The organism is Microbacterium sp. Ag1, assembly GCF_001005635.1.
In the GTDB taxonomy this organism is placed as follows: domain Bacteria; phylum Actinomycetota; class Actinomycetes; order Actinomycetales; family Microbacteriaceae; genus Microbacterium; species Microbacterium oxydans.
Map to the genome: position 1 here is coordinate 35,613 of NZ_LBCR01000021.1, position 15,596 is coordinate 51,208.

Genomic DNA, 15,596 nt, shown 5'->3' on the forward strand with positions numbered 1-15,596 from the left:
ACAGAGCATCGACACCCGACGAGCCGCAGGGGCAGGAAGAAGCACATGACCACCGTCTCCGCGCCACGCATCGAACACCACCGGGAGCCGCTCGGCATCGGCGAGAGCCGCCCGCGTCTGAGCTGGACCATCGCAGACGCCCCCGCTGACTGGCGACAGCAGTCCTATGCCGTCACGGTGGTGCGCGGCAGCAGCCAGGGCCGGGACGAGGAGCGCATCGAGGTGACGTCCGAAAGACAGGTCCTGGTGCCCTGGCCCTTCGACGCCCTCGACTCGCGCGAGCGCGTCGGCGTGCGCGTGGCAGTGCGGGGCGGCGACGGCAGCTGGTCCGCCGACAGCCCGGAGACCTGGCTCGAGGCCGGCCTTCTCCGGGCAGACGACTGGTCGGCGCGACCGGTGGGGGTCGACCTCGACGAGGATCCGGAGAGCGATGCCCGCCGCGCGACCCTGGTTCGACGCGGCTTCCGCGTCGAGGGCGAGATCGCCAGCGCCCGGCTCTACGCCACGGCGCACGGCTTGTACGAGGCGGAGATCAACGGGGTCCGCGTCGGCTCCGACACGCTCTCACCCGGATGGACGACCTACCGCGAACGCCTGCGGTACTACACCTACGACGTGACCGCACTGCTCCTCGACGGCGAGAACGCGCTCGGCGCCTGGCTCGGCGACGGCTGGTACCGCGGTCGTCTGGGCTGGCGCGGCGGTCATCGCAACGTCTTCGGCAGCGACCTGTCCTTCCTCGGCCAGCTGGAGCTCGACTACGTGGACGGACGGCGCGAGACGATCGCGACCGACGAATCCTGGAGGGCATCACTCTCCCCCATCCTCCGTTCCGGCATCTACGACGGCGAGGACTACGACGCACGGCACGAGCACACCGGGTGGACGACCGCGCCGTTCGACGACACCGGCTGGTTCCCTGTCGCCGTGCGCGAACGCGACCCGCGAACCCTGGTCGCCCCGACCGGCCCGCCCGTGCGGGTGACGGAGGAGGTCGCCCCGATCGCCGTGCTCACCTCACCGAGCGGCGCACGCATCCTCGATTTCGGGCAGAACCTCGTCGGCAGGGTCCGCATCCGCGTCGCGGGTTCCCGCGGTGCCACCGTGACGCTGCGCACCGCGGAGGTTCTGCAGGAGGGCGAGATCTACACGCGTCCGCTGCGCAGCGCCCGTTCGAGCGACGCCTACACGCTGGCCGGACATCAGGGCGGCGAAGAATGGGAGCCTCGGTTCACCTTCCACGGCTTCCGCTACGTAGAGGTCTCGGGGTGGCCGGGCGACCTCGACGCGGATGCCGCGGCCGGCGCACTCGTCGCCCGTGTGCTCCACACCGACCTCGAGCGCACCGGATGGTTCACGTGCTCCGATCCGCTGGTCGAGCAGCTGCACCGCAACGTGGTCTGGGGCATGCGGGGGAACTTCGTCGACATCCCCACCGACTGTCCGCAGCGCGACGAACGCGTGGGCTGGACGGGCGACGTGCAGGTGTTCGGCCCGACCGCGTCGACACTCTTCGACGTCTCGGGGATGCTGTCCGGGTGGCTCAGAGACGTCGAGGCCGATCAGCTGCCCGACGGCACGGTGCCCTGGTTCGTGCCGGTGATCCCGTCGCACAAGGTCTGGTCTCCGGCCAGGGCTGGTGCCGCCTGGGGAGACGTCGCCACGCTGCTGCCCTGGACCCTGTACGAGCGCTTCGGCGACACCGGCGTGCTGGCGACGCAGTTCGAGAGCGCACGCCGCTGGGTCGACAAGGTCGATTCGCTGGCCGGACCCGACCGACTGTGGGACGAGGGGTTCCAGCTCGGCGACTGGCTCGATCCCGCCGCTCCCCCGCAGGATCCCGGAGCCGGCCGCACGGATCGGTACCTCGTGGCCACGGCCTACTTCGCCCGATCGACCAGGGCGCTCGCGGAAATGGCCGGGGTGCTCGGGCTCCCCGCAGAGGCTGCGCGCTATGCGACTCTCGCCACCGAGGTCGCCGCCGCCTTCCGCGCGGCCTACGTGCGAGCCGACGGCACGATGACCTCGGACGCTCAGACCGCGTACGCCCTCGCCATCGTGTTCGCGTTGCTCGACGACGACACGCAGCGCGCAGCGGCAGGGGCGCGTCTCGCCGAGCTGGTGCGAGAGGCAGGCAACCGCATCGCGACGGGCTTCGTCGGCACACCGCTGGTCTGCGACGCGCTGACCATGACCGGCCATGCGGACGCCGCGTACGGCCTGCTGCTCGAGCAGGGCTGCCCGTCGTGGCTGTATCAGGTCGCGCAGGGAGCGACCACGGTCTGGGAGCGCTGGGATGCGATGCTCCCCGACGGCACGGTGAACCCCGGCACCATGACATCGTTCAACCACTACGCGCTGGGCGCCGTCGCCGATTGGCTGCACCGCAGCGTCGCAGGGCTCGCCGCCGCGGAACCGGGCTACCGCCGCATCCGCTTCGCCCCGCGCCCTGGCGGTGGGCTCACGCATGCCTCATCGACGCAGCGCACTCCCTACGGAGTCGCGTCGATCTCGTGGCGCGTCGACGGCGACCGACTGCACGTCGACGTCGTGGTCCCGGTCGGCGCGACCGCTGAGCTCGATCTGCCAGGCGCGTCCGCCGAGGAACTCGGGCACGGCGCCCACACGCGGACGGTGCGCATGCGGTCGTGACGGCCTGGCCGAATGCAGACTCCGGTTGGCACCGACGGGTGAGCGGGCGGCTGAGTCCCCCGCGTTCGCTGCGGCGATGAGCTGCTCGATCTGCTCGAAGTCGACGGGAAGGCCCGGAAAACCGGCCAGGCGACCGATCGGGAACGACGCCATCATCTTCTGCATCGCCTCGTCGTTCGGCATCATCGACGCCGCTGCCGCATCGCCGCCGGACCCGCCCAGAAGACCACCGAGAGCCTGCTGCACGATCGGGCCCGCGACGGGGTGCGACATCAGGTCGCCGACCGAGGAGTTCATGGTCAGCTCCTGGCGCACCGTGTCTCCGGCGATGTCGACGGTCGCGGTGGAGCGGATGTCGCGGCTGGAGGCGGCGACGTCGACGATGTACTCGCCGCCCTCCACCACCCAGCGGTCGGCGCGGACATCCCAGTAGGCGAGGTCCTCGCGCCGCACGACCAGCTCGACCGTGCGGGTCTCCCCTGCGGCGAGCGCGACGGAGGAGAAGGCCTTGAGCTCGCGGGGTGCGCGCTGCACGCTCGATGTCGCCGGAGCCACGTACACCTGCACCACCTCGCGGCCGTCGCGGTCTCCGGAGTTCGTGACGTCGACGCGCACGACGATGTCGCCGTCCGCTCCGACCTCGGCCGTCGCAGGTGCGTACTCGAACGTCGTGTACGAGAGTCCGTGGCCGAAGGGGAAGGTCACGTCGAGACCCTTCGCGTCGTACCAGCGGTAGCCCACCAGCAGGCCCTCGCCGTAGCGGACATGTCCGAACTCTCCGGGGAAGTTGCCGAACGAGGGGTTGTCCTCGAGCCGCACCGGCACGGTCTCGGTGAGCTTGCCCGAGGGGTTCACCGCCCCGTAGAGCACGTCAGCCACAGCGCTGCCGCCCGCCTGACCGAGCAGCCAGCTCTCGACGATCGCGGGTACACGGTCGGCGAAGGGGAGCGCGACCACGCCGCCGTTCGACAGCACCACCACGACACGAGGGTTCACCGCGAGCACGGCGTCGAGCACCGCAAGCTGCTCGGCGGGCAGATCGATGTGGTCGCGGTCGAAGCCCTCCGACTCCTCCGCGGCCGGGAGCCCGAGGAAGAGCACGGCCACGTAAGCCGCCTTCGCGATGTCGACGGCTTCCGCCCGCAGGTCGTCTGCAGAGCGTCCGGACGCGGCGATGGCACCACCTTCGACCGCGAAGCCCGCAGCGTAGGTGACGTGGTCGCCGCCGACGGCGCGCAGTCCGTCGAGGGCCTCGTCGATGCGCGTGGGGTTGATCAGCGAAGAGCCCGCTCCCTGGAACCGCGGCTCGGTGGCGAACGCGCCGATCACGGCGACCTTCTGGTCGTCGGCGAGCGGCAGCAGCGCACCGTCGTTCTTCAGCAGCACGATGGACCGACCAGCGGCCTCCCTGGCCAGCGCGTGGTGCGCGTCGACGTCGAGCGGGCCGGACACGGCAGGACGCCGGGCGGCCTTGCGCACGAGGTCGATCGCGCGACCGGCTGCGGTGTCGAGCACGCTCTCGGCGAGTTCGCCGGCGCGCACGGCTGCGACGAGCTGCGCATCCGTCCTCCCACCGGACGAGGGCATCTCCAGGTCGAGTCCTGCGGCGACGCCGGCGACGCGGTCGTTCACGGCTCCCCAGTCCGAGACGACGAGGCCGTCGAAGCCCCAGTCGTCGCGGAGCACGCTGGTGAGCAGCCAGGGGTCCTCGGAGGTCCAGACACCGTTGAGCTTGTTGTACGAGCACATGACCGTCCACGGCGCAGCGTCCTTCACGACACGCTCGAATCCGCGCAGGTAGATCTCCCGCAGCGGACGCGGATCCACGTCGGAGCTCGCGCGCATGCGGTCGAACTCCTGGTTGTTCGCAGCGAAGTGCTTGAGCGAGGTGCCGACGCCCTTCGACTGGATGCCGCGGACGGACGCGGCTCCGAGCACGCCCGACACGATCGGGTCTTCCGAGAAGTACTCGAAGTTGCGGCCGCACAGCGGTGAGCGCTTGATGTTGATGCCGGGTCCGAGCACGACCGCGACGTCCTCGATCGCGGCCTCGATGCCGATCGCGGCGCCCACCCGCTCGATGATCTCGGGATCCCACGATGAGCCGATGCCGACGGCGGGCGGGAAGCACGTGGCCGGGACGCTGCTCGCGAGGCCGAGGTGATCGGTGCTGCCCGACTGCTTGCGCAGACCGTGCGGTCCGTCGGTCATCATCACCGACGGGATGCCCACGCGGTCGATCGCCTTCGTCGTCCAGAAGTCCGCACCGCTGGTGAGCGAAGCCTTCTCCTCGAGGGTCAGGTCGGAAGCCGAGTTCTCGGTCATTGTGTTCCTTTCGCGGGCGACGGCGATGTCCTTGCGAAAACCTTATGCCTTTCAGTATTAGATTTCAAACGTCATTCAGGATTAGGGTCGAGTCATGGCACGACGAGGTTCGTACGCGAAGGGTGTCGCGAGGCGCGAGGAGATCCTCGAGAGCGCCCTCGACGTGATCGGACGCAAGGGGTATCAGAACGCCTCGCTCAAGGAGATCGCGGAGGTCGTCGGTGTCACACCCGCCGCCCTCCTGCATTACTTCGGATCGAAGGAGGAGCTCTTCACCGAGGTGCTCCGCACCCGCGATGCGCATGACGGTCTCGACCCGACAGGACTCGGGGCCGACGATGCCCGCACCGCCTTCCTCGACGTGATCCGCCACAACACCGAGGTTCCCGGCATCGTGGCGTTGTTCTCGCGGCTCTCGGTGGATGCCGCCGACCCGGAGCATCCGGCCCACCAGTACTTCCTTGACCGCAGCGAGCGGCTGAGGGAGTCGATCGCCGACGGCTTCGGAGCCGACGGTCGCCGCTCCCCCCTGGATCCGGATGCCCTCGCCCGCGTGATCCAGGCCGCGTCCGACGGACTTCAGCTGCAGTGGATGATCGACCCGACCGTCGACATGCCCGGCATCATGGGCGCACTCATCGACGCACTGCTTCCTCCGACACCACCCACCTGAGTCGTCGAGACCCATCACCATCGTCGAGACCCATCGGAGGATGCGGCGCCGGCGATGGGTCTCGACGCGGAACGTGGGTCTCGACGCGTCTCACCCCTTCACGGCACCGCCGAGACCTGCCGAGCGCAGGAACACCGACTGGAAGACGAGGAACATCGCGATCGGGATCAGGGTCGCGATCGCGAGCGCGGCCAGGAACACGTCCAGTTCGGTCTGCGACTGCACGGCAGGGAGCCGCACCGACAGCGGCTGCACCGCGGGATCGGGCAGCACCAGCATGGGCCAGAGATAGTCCTTCCACGCGGCGATGATCGCGAAGACCGAGACCACCCCGAGGATCGGCTTCGACATCGGCAGCACGATCGACCAGAACAGCCGGAAGGGCCCGGCGCCATCCGTGCGCGCGGCCTCGAACACCTCGCGCGGAAGGCTGTCGAAGAACCGCTTCACCAGCAGGATGTTGAAGGCGTTCGCGCCCATCGGCAGCCACACCGCGAGGTAGTTGTTGAGCAGGCTCACATCGCCCAGCAGCGGTGGACGCACGATCGTCAGGTACAGCGGCACCAGCAGCACGATCCCGGGGATGAACAACGTCGCCAGCACCAGCGCGTTGAGGATGGGCGCGTAGGTCGGGCGCAGCACCGAGAGCGCATAGCCCGCCGTCGTCGCGATGAACAGCTGCACGAACCAGGCCCCGAGCGCGATGATCACCGTGTTGAGGAAGTACTGGTCGATGTGGATGTCGTTCCACGCGGTCGAGAGGTTCTCCCAGTCCATGCCGTTCGGCCACAGCGCGAACGGCTGCTGCAGGGTGTCCTGCGTCGGCGTGATCGCCGACTTCGCGAGCCACAGGATGGGACCGAGTCCGGCGACGACCAGCCCGACGGCGAGGAACACGTGCGTGAGCGTCATCCCGATGCGGATGCCGGGGCGCCGACGTTCGGAGTCGGAGATGACGGTGCGATCGCCCGCACTGTCAGCGGCCTTCTCCGCGGCCCTCTCTGCGGCGCGGGTCGAGAGGCGGGTGGTGAGGCTCACGTCGTGCTCCAACGGTCGGTCAGCTTGAAGTACAGCCAGGAGAGGAGGGCGAGGATGATCGCCAGCAGCACCGAGACAGCCGTGGCCTCGCCGTAGTCGCCGCCCAGGCTGTTCCGGAAGGCCTTGTCGTAGATGTACAGCAGCACGGTCTTGGTCGCTCCCGCGGGGCCACCGCCGGTGAACAGGAACGGCTCGAGGAAGACCTGAGCGGTCGCGATCACCTGCAAGATCAGCATGATGAAGAGGATGCCGCGCAGTTGCGGCAGCGTGACGTGCCAGACCTTCTTCCAGACGCCGGCACCGTCGACCTCGGCCGCGTCGTAGAGCTCCGGAGGCACACCCAGGAGCGCCGCGAGGTAGATGATGATCGATCCGCCGGCTCCGGCCCAGGTGGCTTCCAGCACGAGCGAGGGCATGGCCTGCACCGCGTCCTGGATCCACGGCTGCGGCGGAATGCCCACGAACCCGAGCACGGTGTTGAACACACCGGACGGATCGGCGCTGTAGAAGAACTTCCACAGCAGCACGGCCACGACCGGCGGGATGACGACCGGGAGATAGGCGAGCGCGGAATAGATGCCCTTGCCGCGGCGCACCTCGCTCATGAGTACGGCCATCAGCAGGGGCAGCGGGAACCCGAAGAGCAGAGCGAGCACGGCGAACCACAGCGTGTTGACCACAGCGCGGCCGAGTTCGGGGTCACCGATCACCGCGAGGTAGTTGTCGAACCCGACCCACTCGGAGACGATCAGGTTGGTCTTCTGCAGGCTCATGACCACCGACTGCACGATCGGCGACCACGAGAAGAACACGAACACGAACAGCATCGGGAGCACGAACAGGAGGTTCGCGAGCCCGCCGCCGCGGAACCAGGTGAGGGGTGAGCGGCGGCGGGAGCGGCGCACAGCGGGCGGCGGAGAATCCTCCACCGCCGCCCGCTGCTCGGGGAGCGTCATCGTCATGAAGGGTTACTCGTCGAGCTTCGCCTGCGCATCGCTCTGCGCCTGGGCAAGGAGAGCGTCGATGTCGGCGTTCTGGTCGGTCAGGACCTTCTGCACCACGGTGTCGAGCAGGGCGTAGACCTCCTGCGTCTTGACCTTCGGCTCCCCCACCGGCGTCTGATCCCAGATGCGGTCGCTGAACGGAGCCATCTGGTCTACCGGCACGTTGATGTAGTCGGCGATCCACTCCTGCGACTCGTCGTACAGCTCCCGGCTGAGCACCGGCAGCAGCGGAGTGCCGACGGCCTGGCCCGACTCGTTCAGGGTCTTCGCGTCGAGCACCGCGGCGTCCTTGTCCATGAGCTTCTGCATGTAGTACCAGTCGATCCAGGTCACTGCTGCTTCCTTGGTCGCGTCGTCGACCGTGGGGCTGATCACCGCGATGTCACCGCCGCCGAGCGTGCCTGGGTCGTCGCCTTCCATGGGCACGACGGTCATGCCGTAGATGTCCGAGTCCATGCCGAAGTCGCGCACGAGAGCGGTGTAGATGTCGGAGCCGGAGGTGTACATGCCGATGTTGCCCGCGGCGAACTCCTGGTTGATGGTCCCCAGTCGAGGTCGACCTTCGAGCCGAAGGCGTTGTCCTCCCACTTCACGTCATGCAGGAACTGGAGGGAGGCCTTGGTCGCGTCGTTGTCGATCGTCGAGTCGGCGGTGCCATCCCCGTTGTCGGTCTGCGTGCGACCACCACGGGCCACGGTCTGCGACGTGAGCTGCCATCCACCGGTGTTGTTGATGGCCATCTGCGCGTAGCCGGCCTTGCCGGTGGCGTCCGTGATCTTCTTGGCGGCCTCGCGGATCTCGTCCCACGTCTCCGGAGGGCTGTCGGGGTCGAGCCCCGCCTGCTCGAACAGGTCGCGGTTGTAGTGCAGTGCTGCGGCGTACGCCTGCCGCGGGAAGCCGTAGATCTTGCCGTCGGCGCCGGTGACCCCGTCGAGGATGATGGGGTTGAACTTGTCCGTGTAGCCGAGCTCTTCGATCGCGTCGGTCACATCCATCAGCTGCCCGTTCTCGAGCAGGGTCTTGGAGTCGGTGAACGGCACGGTGAAGACGTCGGGCAGGCTTCCCCCGGCGAGCTGCACGGCGAACGTGGGGCCTTCCCATTCGTACTCGACACCGATGATGTCGATATCGGGGTGTTCCTTCTCGAACTGCTTCTCCTGCGCGGCGAACGCATCGTACGCGGCCGCATCCGCCCCGGGCGGGAACGTCGCGACGCGCAGCTCGAGGCGTCCGTCGGCGCCGCCCCCGTCGCCGGCGGACGTGCATCCGGCAAGGGCGCCGACCGTCGCGAGCACGGCGATGCCGGCGACCGTGGCCTTCGTTGGTGACTTCATTGTCTGTCCTTCCATGTGGTGCTGAACGGGTGGTGCAGGATCACGACGGCGCTCACTGCGAGCGCGTGGGGGTGGCGCGCAGAGCGAGCCAGGCTGTGGAGTCGGGTGGGAGCACGCCGTCGAGCGGCGCACTGGAGAGGAGGACCTCATGGTGTGCAGGCAGCGGCACGGCGACCGCCCCGAGGTTGGTGACGCTGAGCGTGCCGTCACCACGGCGGAATGAAAGGACGTCGGCGCCCAGTTCGAGCCACTCCAGGTGGTCGCCGGCGAAGTCGTCGATGCGCCGTCGCAGAGCGATCGCCGTGCGATACAGGTTGAGCGTCGAAGAGGGGTCCGCATCCTGCGCCTCGACGGTGAGCGCCGCCCAGTCCTCGGGTTGCGGCAGCCAGGGAGCGCCACCGAAGCCGTAGGGGCTCGTCGCCCCCGTCCAGGGCAGCGGCACTCGGCAGCCGTCGCGTCCCGGGTCGACCCCACCGGAGCGGAAGTGCATGGGGTCTTCGATCGCGTCGAGCGGCAGCTCGACCTCAGGAAGGCCGAGTTCGTCCCCCTGGTAGATGTAGAGACTGCCGGGCAGCGCGGCGACGAGCAGCGCGGCGGCGCGGGCCCTTCGCGCACCGCGAGCCGGGTCGGTCGGGGTGCCGAAGCGCTTGCGCTCGAAGGCGAAAGAGGAATCCGCCTGCCCGTACCGCGTGACCGGACGCGTGACGTCGTGGTTCGAGAGCACCCACGTGGCCGGGGCACCGACCGGCGCATGCTCCGCGAGGGTGCGGGTGATGGAATCGCGCATGGCACGCGCACTCCACGGCTGCGTCATGAAGCCGAAGTTGAAGGCGGTGTGCATCTCCCCCGGCCGCAGGTACCGGGCGAATCGCTCTGCATCCTCGAGCCACACCTCGCCCACGAGCACCCGCTCCCCGTCGTACTCGTCGGCGACCGCACGCCACTCGCGATAGATGTCGTGCAGCTCGTCGCGGTCGATGTGCGGATGGTCCACCGTGGGTGCCGAACCTGCGGGGAGGTCGGGAAGCGCGGGGTCCTTGACGGGAAGAGCCGCCGAGTCGATCCGGACACCCGCGACCCCGCGGTCGAACCAGAACCGCAGGACGTCTTCGTGCTCACGTCGCACATCGGGGTGGTTCCAGTTCAGGTCCGGCTGCTCGGGGGTGAACAGATGCAGGTACCACTCGCCGTCGGTGCCGTCGGGGTTCCGCGTGCGCGACCAGGTCTCGCCCTGGAAGCTCGACACCCAGTTCGTCGGGATGACGTCACCGTGCTCCCCGCGGCCGTGGTGGAACCAGAACCGTTCCCGCTCCGGACTGCCTGGACCCGCCGCCAGCGCCCGCTGGAACCACTCGTGCTGATCCGAGATGTGATTGGGCACGATGTCGACGATCGTGCGGATGCCCAGAGCGAGCGCCTCCGCGATCAGCTGCTCCGCTTCCTCCAGGGAGCCGAAACGGGGATCGATGCGGCGGTAGTCCTGCACGTCGTACCCGCCGTCGGCGAGGGGGCTCAGGTACCACGGGGTGAACCAGAGCGCGTCCACCCCGAGGCTCTTCAAGTACGGGAGCCTCGAGCGGACACCCGCGAGATCGCCGATGCCGTCGCCGTTTCCGTCCGCGAAGCTGCGCACGTACACCTGGTAGATCACGGCCGTCCGCCACCAGCCGTCGCCAGCAGGCATGGTCAGGGTGCCGGCGGGTGCCGTCGTGCGCAGAACGTCAGTGTCCACGGAACTCCTCGTCGTCGGTGGCGATGAGTCGAATGTAGCTTTCTCAATCACTTAACGCAAGAACTAAACGAGTTGTCGCAAATTTACGATGATTTGCGGGCACGACAATCAGCGCACCTTCGGGGACCCGTGGTCAGAGGGGCAGGGGCCCCGTCGAGGCGCGCAGCACCAGTTCGGGCTCGAACAGGAGCTCGTCGCTCGGCTGAGCCGTGCCGGCGATCTGAGCGAGCAGGAGGGCGATCACAGCTCGCCCCATCGACTCGATCGGCTGCCGAACCGTGGTCAGCGGCGGCTCGGTGCAGCTCATCAGCGCGGAGTCGTCGAATCCGACGATGCTCACGTCACCCGGCACCGACAGCCCGGCACGCCGCGCCGCGCGCACCGCCCCGAGCGCCATCGGGTCGCTCGCGCACACGATCGCCGTCGCACCGGCGGCGAACAGTCGTGAAGCCCCCGCCTGGCCGGACTCGAGCGAGTACATGCCGCGCACGACGAGTTCGTCCGCCAGCGGTGCGCCGAGCGATTCGAGCAGACGTCGCGCCGATTCGAGCTTGCGGCGGGACGGGATGTGATCCTCCGGCCCCAGCAGCAGGCCGATCTTCCGATGCCCGAGCTGATGCACGTGCAGCACCGCCTGTTCCGCGGCGGCGGCGTCGTCGGTCGACACCGTGGCGAACGGCAGCTCCGGCACGCGGGCATTGACGAGCACGGTCGGGAGGTTCACTTGACGCAGGCGCTCGTAGTGCTGATGCGCGGCGTCGGCCTGCGTGTAGTTCCCCCCGAGGAAGATGACGCCGGACACCTGCTGCGCGAGGAGCAGGTCGACGTAGTCCGACTCCGTCACACCTCCGGCATTCTGCGTGCAGAGCAGCGGCGTGTACCCGTTCTGGGTGAGCGCACCGCCGACGATCTCGGCGAATGCGGGGAAGATCGGATTCTGCAGCTCGGGCAGCACCAGGCCCACGAGGCGGGCGCGTTCTCCGCGCAGCTTCGTCGGCCGCTCGTAGCCGAGGACGTCGAGGGCGGTGAGGACCGCCTGGCGCGTGGCGTCCGAGACCCCCGGCTTCTCGTTGAGCACGCGACTGACCGTCGCCTCACTCACTCCGACCTTGCGGGCCACCTCGGCGAGTCGCTTCGACATGCAGCCAGTGTACGCAAGTCCTTGCAAGAAGGCGCAAGCGGTTTGCGCTCCCTCGCGGAGTCGTCAGCGAACGTTGCCGTTGGAGCAGGTCTGCTGCGCGGCGGAGTTGCCCTTGATCGAATCGGGAAGCGCCACGACGTTGTCGGGGGTCGCTGCCGGGTCCGGAGTCGCCGCCGTGTCGGTCGGCTGTTCGCCGGTCGTGGTCGGCTCCTGCACGATCACACCGTCGTTGCGGTTGTTCTCGTGCGTGATCTGCAGCTGCGCATTCTCGGCGAGCGCATCCCAGAGCGCAGAGGCTGCAGTGTAGTTGGGGACGACCTTGTTGGGGTTCGCCGAGTCGGTGCCGTTGGGGTACTGCACGAAGACGATGTCCTCGAACGGCACGGACTTGACCGCGAGCGCGATCTGCACGAGCGTCATCGGATTCGTGAGCGACTCACTCGGCTCGAGGTTCTGGATCGCGGTGTTCGCGAGCTTGAGCATCACCGGGACGTTGCCGAGCACCTCGCCGCTGATCATCTTGCGGGCCAGGCTCGACATGTACTGCTGCTGGTTGCCGATGCGGCCGAGGTCGCTGCCGTCACCGACCCCGTGACGGGTGCGCAGGAACTGGAGCGCCTGCAGCCCCTCCACCGTGTGCGTGCCCGCAGCCATGTCGAGTCCGGTGTAGCGGTCCTTGATCGGGTTGGCGAGGCAGACGTCCACGCCTCCGATGGCGTTCGTGATCTCGATCACGCCGCCGAAGGTGACGCCGGCCGCGAACTGGATCTCCTGATCGGTCAGCTCGGAGATGGTCTTCACGACGCAGTTCAGGCCGCCGTCCGTGTACGCCGTGTTCAGCGGCTGCTTGCTCATCGCAGAGGTGGCGTTGCCGTTCTTGTCCGTGCAGGACGGGATCGGGACCATCAGGTCTCGGGGGAAGCTGACCACCGTGATGCGGCGCGGCTCCTGCGAGACGTGGACGAGCAGGTTCACGTCGTTGAGCGTTCCCTCGGCGTCCGCTCCGGTGCACCGTTCGCCGAACAGGTCCTTGTACTTCTCCTCGCAGGTGTCCACCCCGGTGAGCACCATGTTGAAGCCGCCCTCGTACTCGCCGATGTCCGGCGGGATCGGGTCCTGGCCCTCGATCTCGACAGCATTCGCCGAGACCGTGCTCGTGAGGTCGTAGAAGACGTAGGCGCCGACGCCGAGGCCGCTCACCAGGACCACGGCGAGGCCGATGGCGATGAACTTCAGGAGTTGGCCGACGGTACCGGGAGTACCCAGCTGACCATGGCGCGCGATGGTGTGCCGGCGTCGGGGGTTCTGGCTCACTCGGGACCTTTCGGATTCAGCGCCGGTGCGGGGGACACCGTGCTCACAATGCGGAGGGTGTGGGATTCGAACCCACGAGACATCTCTGCCCACTGGTTTTCAAGACCAGCTCCATCGGCCGCTCGGACAACCCTCCCGGCAGGCACTTCTGCCGACCAGGCGTGAGTCTAGCCGAGTTCTATTCTCCGGCGCTGACCTGGGCGGGGGCTGGAAGCGTGTCGAGCGCTCGCGCCAGGCCACCGTCGACGACATCTGCGGTGACCTCGCCGGCTGCCTCCTTCACCACGTCCGGAGCCTGGCCCATCGCCACCGCCCGACCACCGAGCGAGCGCGCCCAGCCGAACATCCCGATGTCGTTGCGCCCGTCCCCGGCGACGAGGATGCGCCCCTCGCCGAGCCCGAGCTCGGTACGCACCTGCTCCAGCGCCGTGCCCTTGTCCACACCCTGCGGCGCGATGTCCAGCCACGCCGTCCAGCCGATCGCGTACGACACCTCGTTCAGACCGGCGTCAGCGACCAGACGGTGGAAGTCCTCTTCGTCGTGACCAGGAGAGACGACGACGATGCGCGAGACGGGAAGGGCTCCGAGCTCGTCGAAGTCGACCTGTCGACCGCCGTCGAGCGTCCAGTCGTCGAGCTGCTCCGTGAACAGCCGCTGCCCCGAAGCCAGTTCCACCATGTACCTGGCGTCGGGCAGCCGCTCTCGCAGCAGACCGAGAACCGGGGTGGGGTCGAACGTCTCCACGTTCCAACGCTCCCAGTCATCGCCCGATCGCCGCATCGTCACGGCCCCGTTGGAGCAGACGACGAAGTCAGCGGTCAGTCCGAGTTCTTCGACGTAGCGCCGCGTCGCCATCCAGCTTCGTCCGGTCGCGATCGTGACGACATGTCCTCCGTCGCGCAGGCGGGCGATCGCCTCCGGAACACCGGGGCTCATCGTCTCGTCCTGCAGCAGGATGGTCCCGTCGACGTCGAGGCCGACCAGCCAGGCGTCCGTCATCGTGCGGCCCGCCCCTCAGCGAGCGGCTCGATCACCTCGAGGCCGCCGAGATACGGGCGCAGCACCTCGGGGACGCGCACGGATCCATCCGCCTGCTGATGGGTCTCGAGCAGCGCCACGATCCAGCGCGTCGTGGCGAGCGTGCCGTTCAGCGTGGCGACGTGCTGCGTCTTCGCCGTGCCCTGCGCCGCACCCTCCGCGGCCTCCACCACCGGCCGGTACCGCACATCGAGACGTCGCGCCTGGAACGTCGTGCAGTTCGAGGTCGACGTCAGCTCGCGGAAGGCACCCTGCGTGGGGACCCAGGCCTCGATGTCGTACTTGCGGGCGGCGCTCGAACCGAGATCTCCCGCTGCGACGTCGATCACGCGGTAGGCGAGGCCGAGGGAGGTCAGCATCTCCTCCTGCAGCGCGACGAGGCGCAGGTGCTCGGCCTCCGCGTCCTCGGCCGTCGTGTAGACGAACATCTCGAGCTTGTTGAACTGGTGCACACGGATGATGCCTCGGGTGTCCTTGCCGTGCGAGCCCGCCTCACGCCGGTAGCACGTCGACCAGCCGGCGTACCGGAGGGCACCGTCCGTCAAGTCGACGATCTCGTCCTTGTGGTACCCGGCTAGCGCGACCTCGCTGGTGCCGACGAGGTACAGATCGTCGTCCTTGTCGAGGTGATAGACCTCGTCGGCGTGCTCGCCGAGGAAGCCCGTCCCCTGCATGATCTCCGGGCGCACGAGCGTCGGGGTGATCAGGGGCACGAAGCCGTTCTGCAGCGCCTTGTCGAGCGCAAGGTTCATCAGCGCGATCTCGAGACGTGCTCCGATGCCGCGCAGGAAGTAGAAGCGGGCGCCGGAGACCTTGGCACCGCGTTCCATGTCGATCGCACCGAGGAGCTCGCCCAGCTCGAGGTGGTCCTTCGGCTCGAAGTCGAAAGCGGGCACGTCTCCCACACGCCGCAGCTCGACGAAGTCGGCTTCGCCACCGGCCGGCACACCGTCGATGACGACGTTCTCGATCCGGGCGAGGGCTGCGGCCGCTGCCTCAGCCGCCTCGTTCGCGGCGTGCTGGGCCTGCTTCACTCGCTCGGCGAGGTCCTTGGCCTGCGCGACCAGGGCGGCCTTCTCCTCCTTCGGGGCTTTCGCGACCAGCTTCCCGAAGGCGTTCTGCTCTGCTCGCAGCTCCTCGAATGCGGAGAGCGCCGACCGGCGCGATCGATCGGCCTCGAGTGCGACGTCGACGGTGCTCTGGTCGTTTCCACGAGCAGTCTGCGAGCGGCGGACGATCTCCGGATTGTCGCGGAGGAGTGCGAGGTCGATCATCCACCAAGTCTACGGTGATCGTCACACCCTCTCGGATGTCACACTCTCGGCGCAGCATCGTCTTCCTCTG

At 68.4% G+C, this 15,596-nt stretch carries 11 protein-coding genes, 1 tRNA gene and 1 pseudogene; 2 read left to right on the forward strand and 11 right to left on the reverse strand.

What is annotated here, in order from left to right; translation table 11 throughout:
• Positions 1-45: 45 nt before the first annotated feature.
• A pseudogene (locus AAY78_RS02145) lies at positions 46-2,556 on the forward strand (family 78 glycoside hydrolase catalytic domain); the annotation flags it as partial.
• On the opposite strand, the gene AAY78_RS02150 reads toward AAY78_RS02145, so the two are convergent.
• Complete coding sequence (locus tag AAY78_RS02150; protein ID WP_231589639.1) at positions 2,473-4,977, reverse strand: glycoside hydrolase family 3 C-terminal domain-containing protein; 2,505 nt, start codon at positions 4,975-4,977, stop codon at positions 2,473-2,475. The pseudogene AAY78_RS02145 and the gene AAY78_RS02150 overlap by 84 nt on opposite strands.
• A gap of 94 nt (positions 4,978-5,071) precedes the next feature.
• On the opposite strand from AAY78_RS02150, the gene AAY78_RS02155 reads away from it, so the two are divergent.
• Positions 5,072-5,650 (forward strand): TetR/AcrR family transcriptional regulator, encoded by a 579-nt coding sequence (locus AAY78_RS02155; RefSeq protein WP_046746725.1) that lies wholly within the window; start codon positions 5,072-5,074, stop codon positions 5,648-5,650.
• Positions 5,651-5,740: 90 nt separating this feature from the next.
• Here the strand turns inward: AAY78_RS02155 and AAY78_RS02160 are convergent, their stop codons facing one another.
• The 10 genes from AAY78_RS02160 to serS form a co-directional block, all read right to left on the reverse strand.
• Entirely contained in the window at positions 5,741-6,688 is a 948-nt protein-coding gene (locus AAY78_RS02160) for a carbohydrate ABC transporter permease (RefSeq protein WP_046746726.1), read from the reverse strand.
• Positions 6,685-7,650, reverse strand: coding sequence for a carbohydrate ABC transporter permease (locus AAY78_RS02165; RefSeq protein ID WP_171010978.1), 966 nt, complete (start codon positions 7,648-7,650; stop codon positions 6,685-6,687). The genes AAY78_RS02160 and AAY78_RS02165 overlap by 4 nt, the downstream gene beginning before the upstream one ends.
• 6 nt (positions 7,651-7,656) lie before the next feature.
• Entirely contained in the window at positions 7,657-8,199 is a 543-nt protein-coding gene (locus AAY78_RS20030) for a hypothetical protein (protein WP_231589640.1), read from the reverse strand.
• On the reverse strand, positions 8,124-9,026 hold the full coding sequence (locus AAY78_RS02170; RefSeq protein ID WP_231589641.1) for an ABC transporter substrate-binding protein: 903 nt from the start codon (positions 9,024-9,026) through the stop codon (positions 8,124-8,126). Before AAY78_RS02170 ends, AAY78_RS20030 begins: the two co-directional genes overlap by 76 nt.
• A 52-nt stretch (positions 9,027-9,078) precedes the next feature.
• Positions 9,079-10,710 (reverse strand): glycoside hydrolase family 13 protein, encoded by a 1,632-nt coding sequence (locus AAY78_RS02175; RefSeq protein ID WP_046746766.1) that lies wholly within the window; start codon positions 10,708-10,710, stop codon positions 9,079-9,081.
• Positions 10,711-10,891: 181 nt separating this feature from the next.
• A complete protein-coding gene (locus AAY78_RS02180; protein WP_017204694.1) occupies positions 10,892-11,899 on the reverse strand; it encodes a LacI family DNA-binding transcriptional regulator in 1,008 nt (335 codons plus the stop codon).
• 63 nt (positions 11,900-11,962) lie between these two features.
• Positions 11,963-13,213, reverse strand: a complete 1,251-nt coding sequence (locus AAY78_RS02185; RefSeq protein ID WP_046746727.1) for an LCP family protein — start codon at positions 13,211-13,213, stop codon at positions 11,963-11,965.
• 51 nt (positions 13,214-13,264) lie between these two features.
• Positions 13,265-13,349: transfer RNA gene (locus AAY78_RS02190), tRNA-Ser, on the reverse strand.
• A 42-nt stretch (positions 13,350-13,391) separates the two neighbouring features.
• Entirely contained in the window at positions 13,392-14,213 is an 822-nt protein-coding gene (locus tag AAY78_RS02195; protein WP_046746728.1) for an HAD family hydrolase, read from the reverse strand.
• A complete protein-coding gene (gene serS / locus AAY78_RS02200; RefSeq protein ID WP_046746729.1) occupies positions 14,210-15,526 on the reverse strand; it encodes a serine--tRNA ligase in 1,317 nt (438 codons plus the stop codon). Before serS ends, AAY78_RS02195 begins: the two co-directional genes overlap by 4 nt.
• Between the last annotated feature and the right edge of the window lie 70 nt (positions 15,527-15,596).

What these genes read in the sequence shown, in the direction of transcription:
- AAY78_RS02150 (WP_231589639.1), bottom strand. Translation starts at nt 4,977, where the DNA reads ATGACCGAGAACTCGGCTTCCGACCTGACCCTCGAGGAGAAGGCTTCG.
- AAY78_RS02155 (WP_046746725.1), top strand. Translation starts at nt 5,072, where the DNA reads ATGGCACGACGAGGTTCGTACGCGAAGGGTGTCGCGAGGCGCGAGGAG.
- AAY78_RS02165 (WP_171010978.1), bottom strand. Translation starts at nt 7,650, where the DNA reads ATGACGATGACGCTCCCCGAGCAGCGGGCGGCGGTGGAGGATTCTCCG.
- AAY78_RS20030 (WP_231589640.1), bottom strand. Translation starts at nt 8,199, where the DNA reads ATGTACACCTCCGGCTCCGACATCTACACCGCTCTCGTGCGCGACTTC.
- AAY78_RS02170 (WP_231589641.1), bottom strand. Translation starts at nt 9,026, where the DNA reads ATGAAGTCACCAACGAAGGCCACGGTCGCCGGCATCGCCGTGCTCGCG.
- AAY78_RS02175 (WP_046746766.1), bottom strand. Translation starts at nt 10,710, where the DNA reads ATGCCTGCTGGCGACGGCTGGTGGCGGACGGCCGTGATCTACCAGGTG.
- AAY78_RS02180 (WP_017204694.1), bottom strand. Translation starts at nt 11,899, where the DNA reads ATGTCGAAGCGACTCGCCGAGGTGGCCCGCAAGGTCGGAGTGAGTGAG.
- AAY78_RS02195 (WP_046746728.1), bottom strand. Translation starts at nt 14,213, where the DNA reads ATGACGGACGCCTGGCTGGTCGGCCTCGACGTCGACGGGACCATCCTG.
- serS (WP_046746729.1), bottom strand. Translation starts at nt 15,526, where the DNA reads ATGATCGACCTCGCACTCCTCCGCGACAATCCGGAGATCGTCCGCCGC.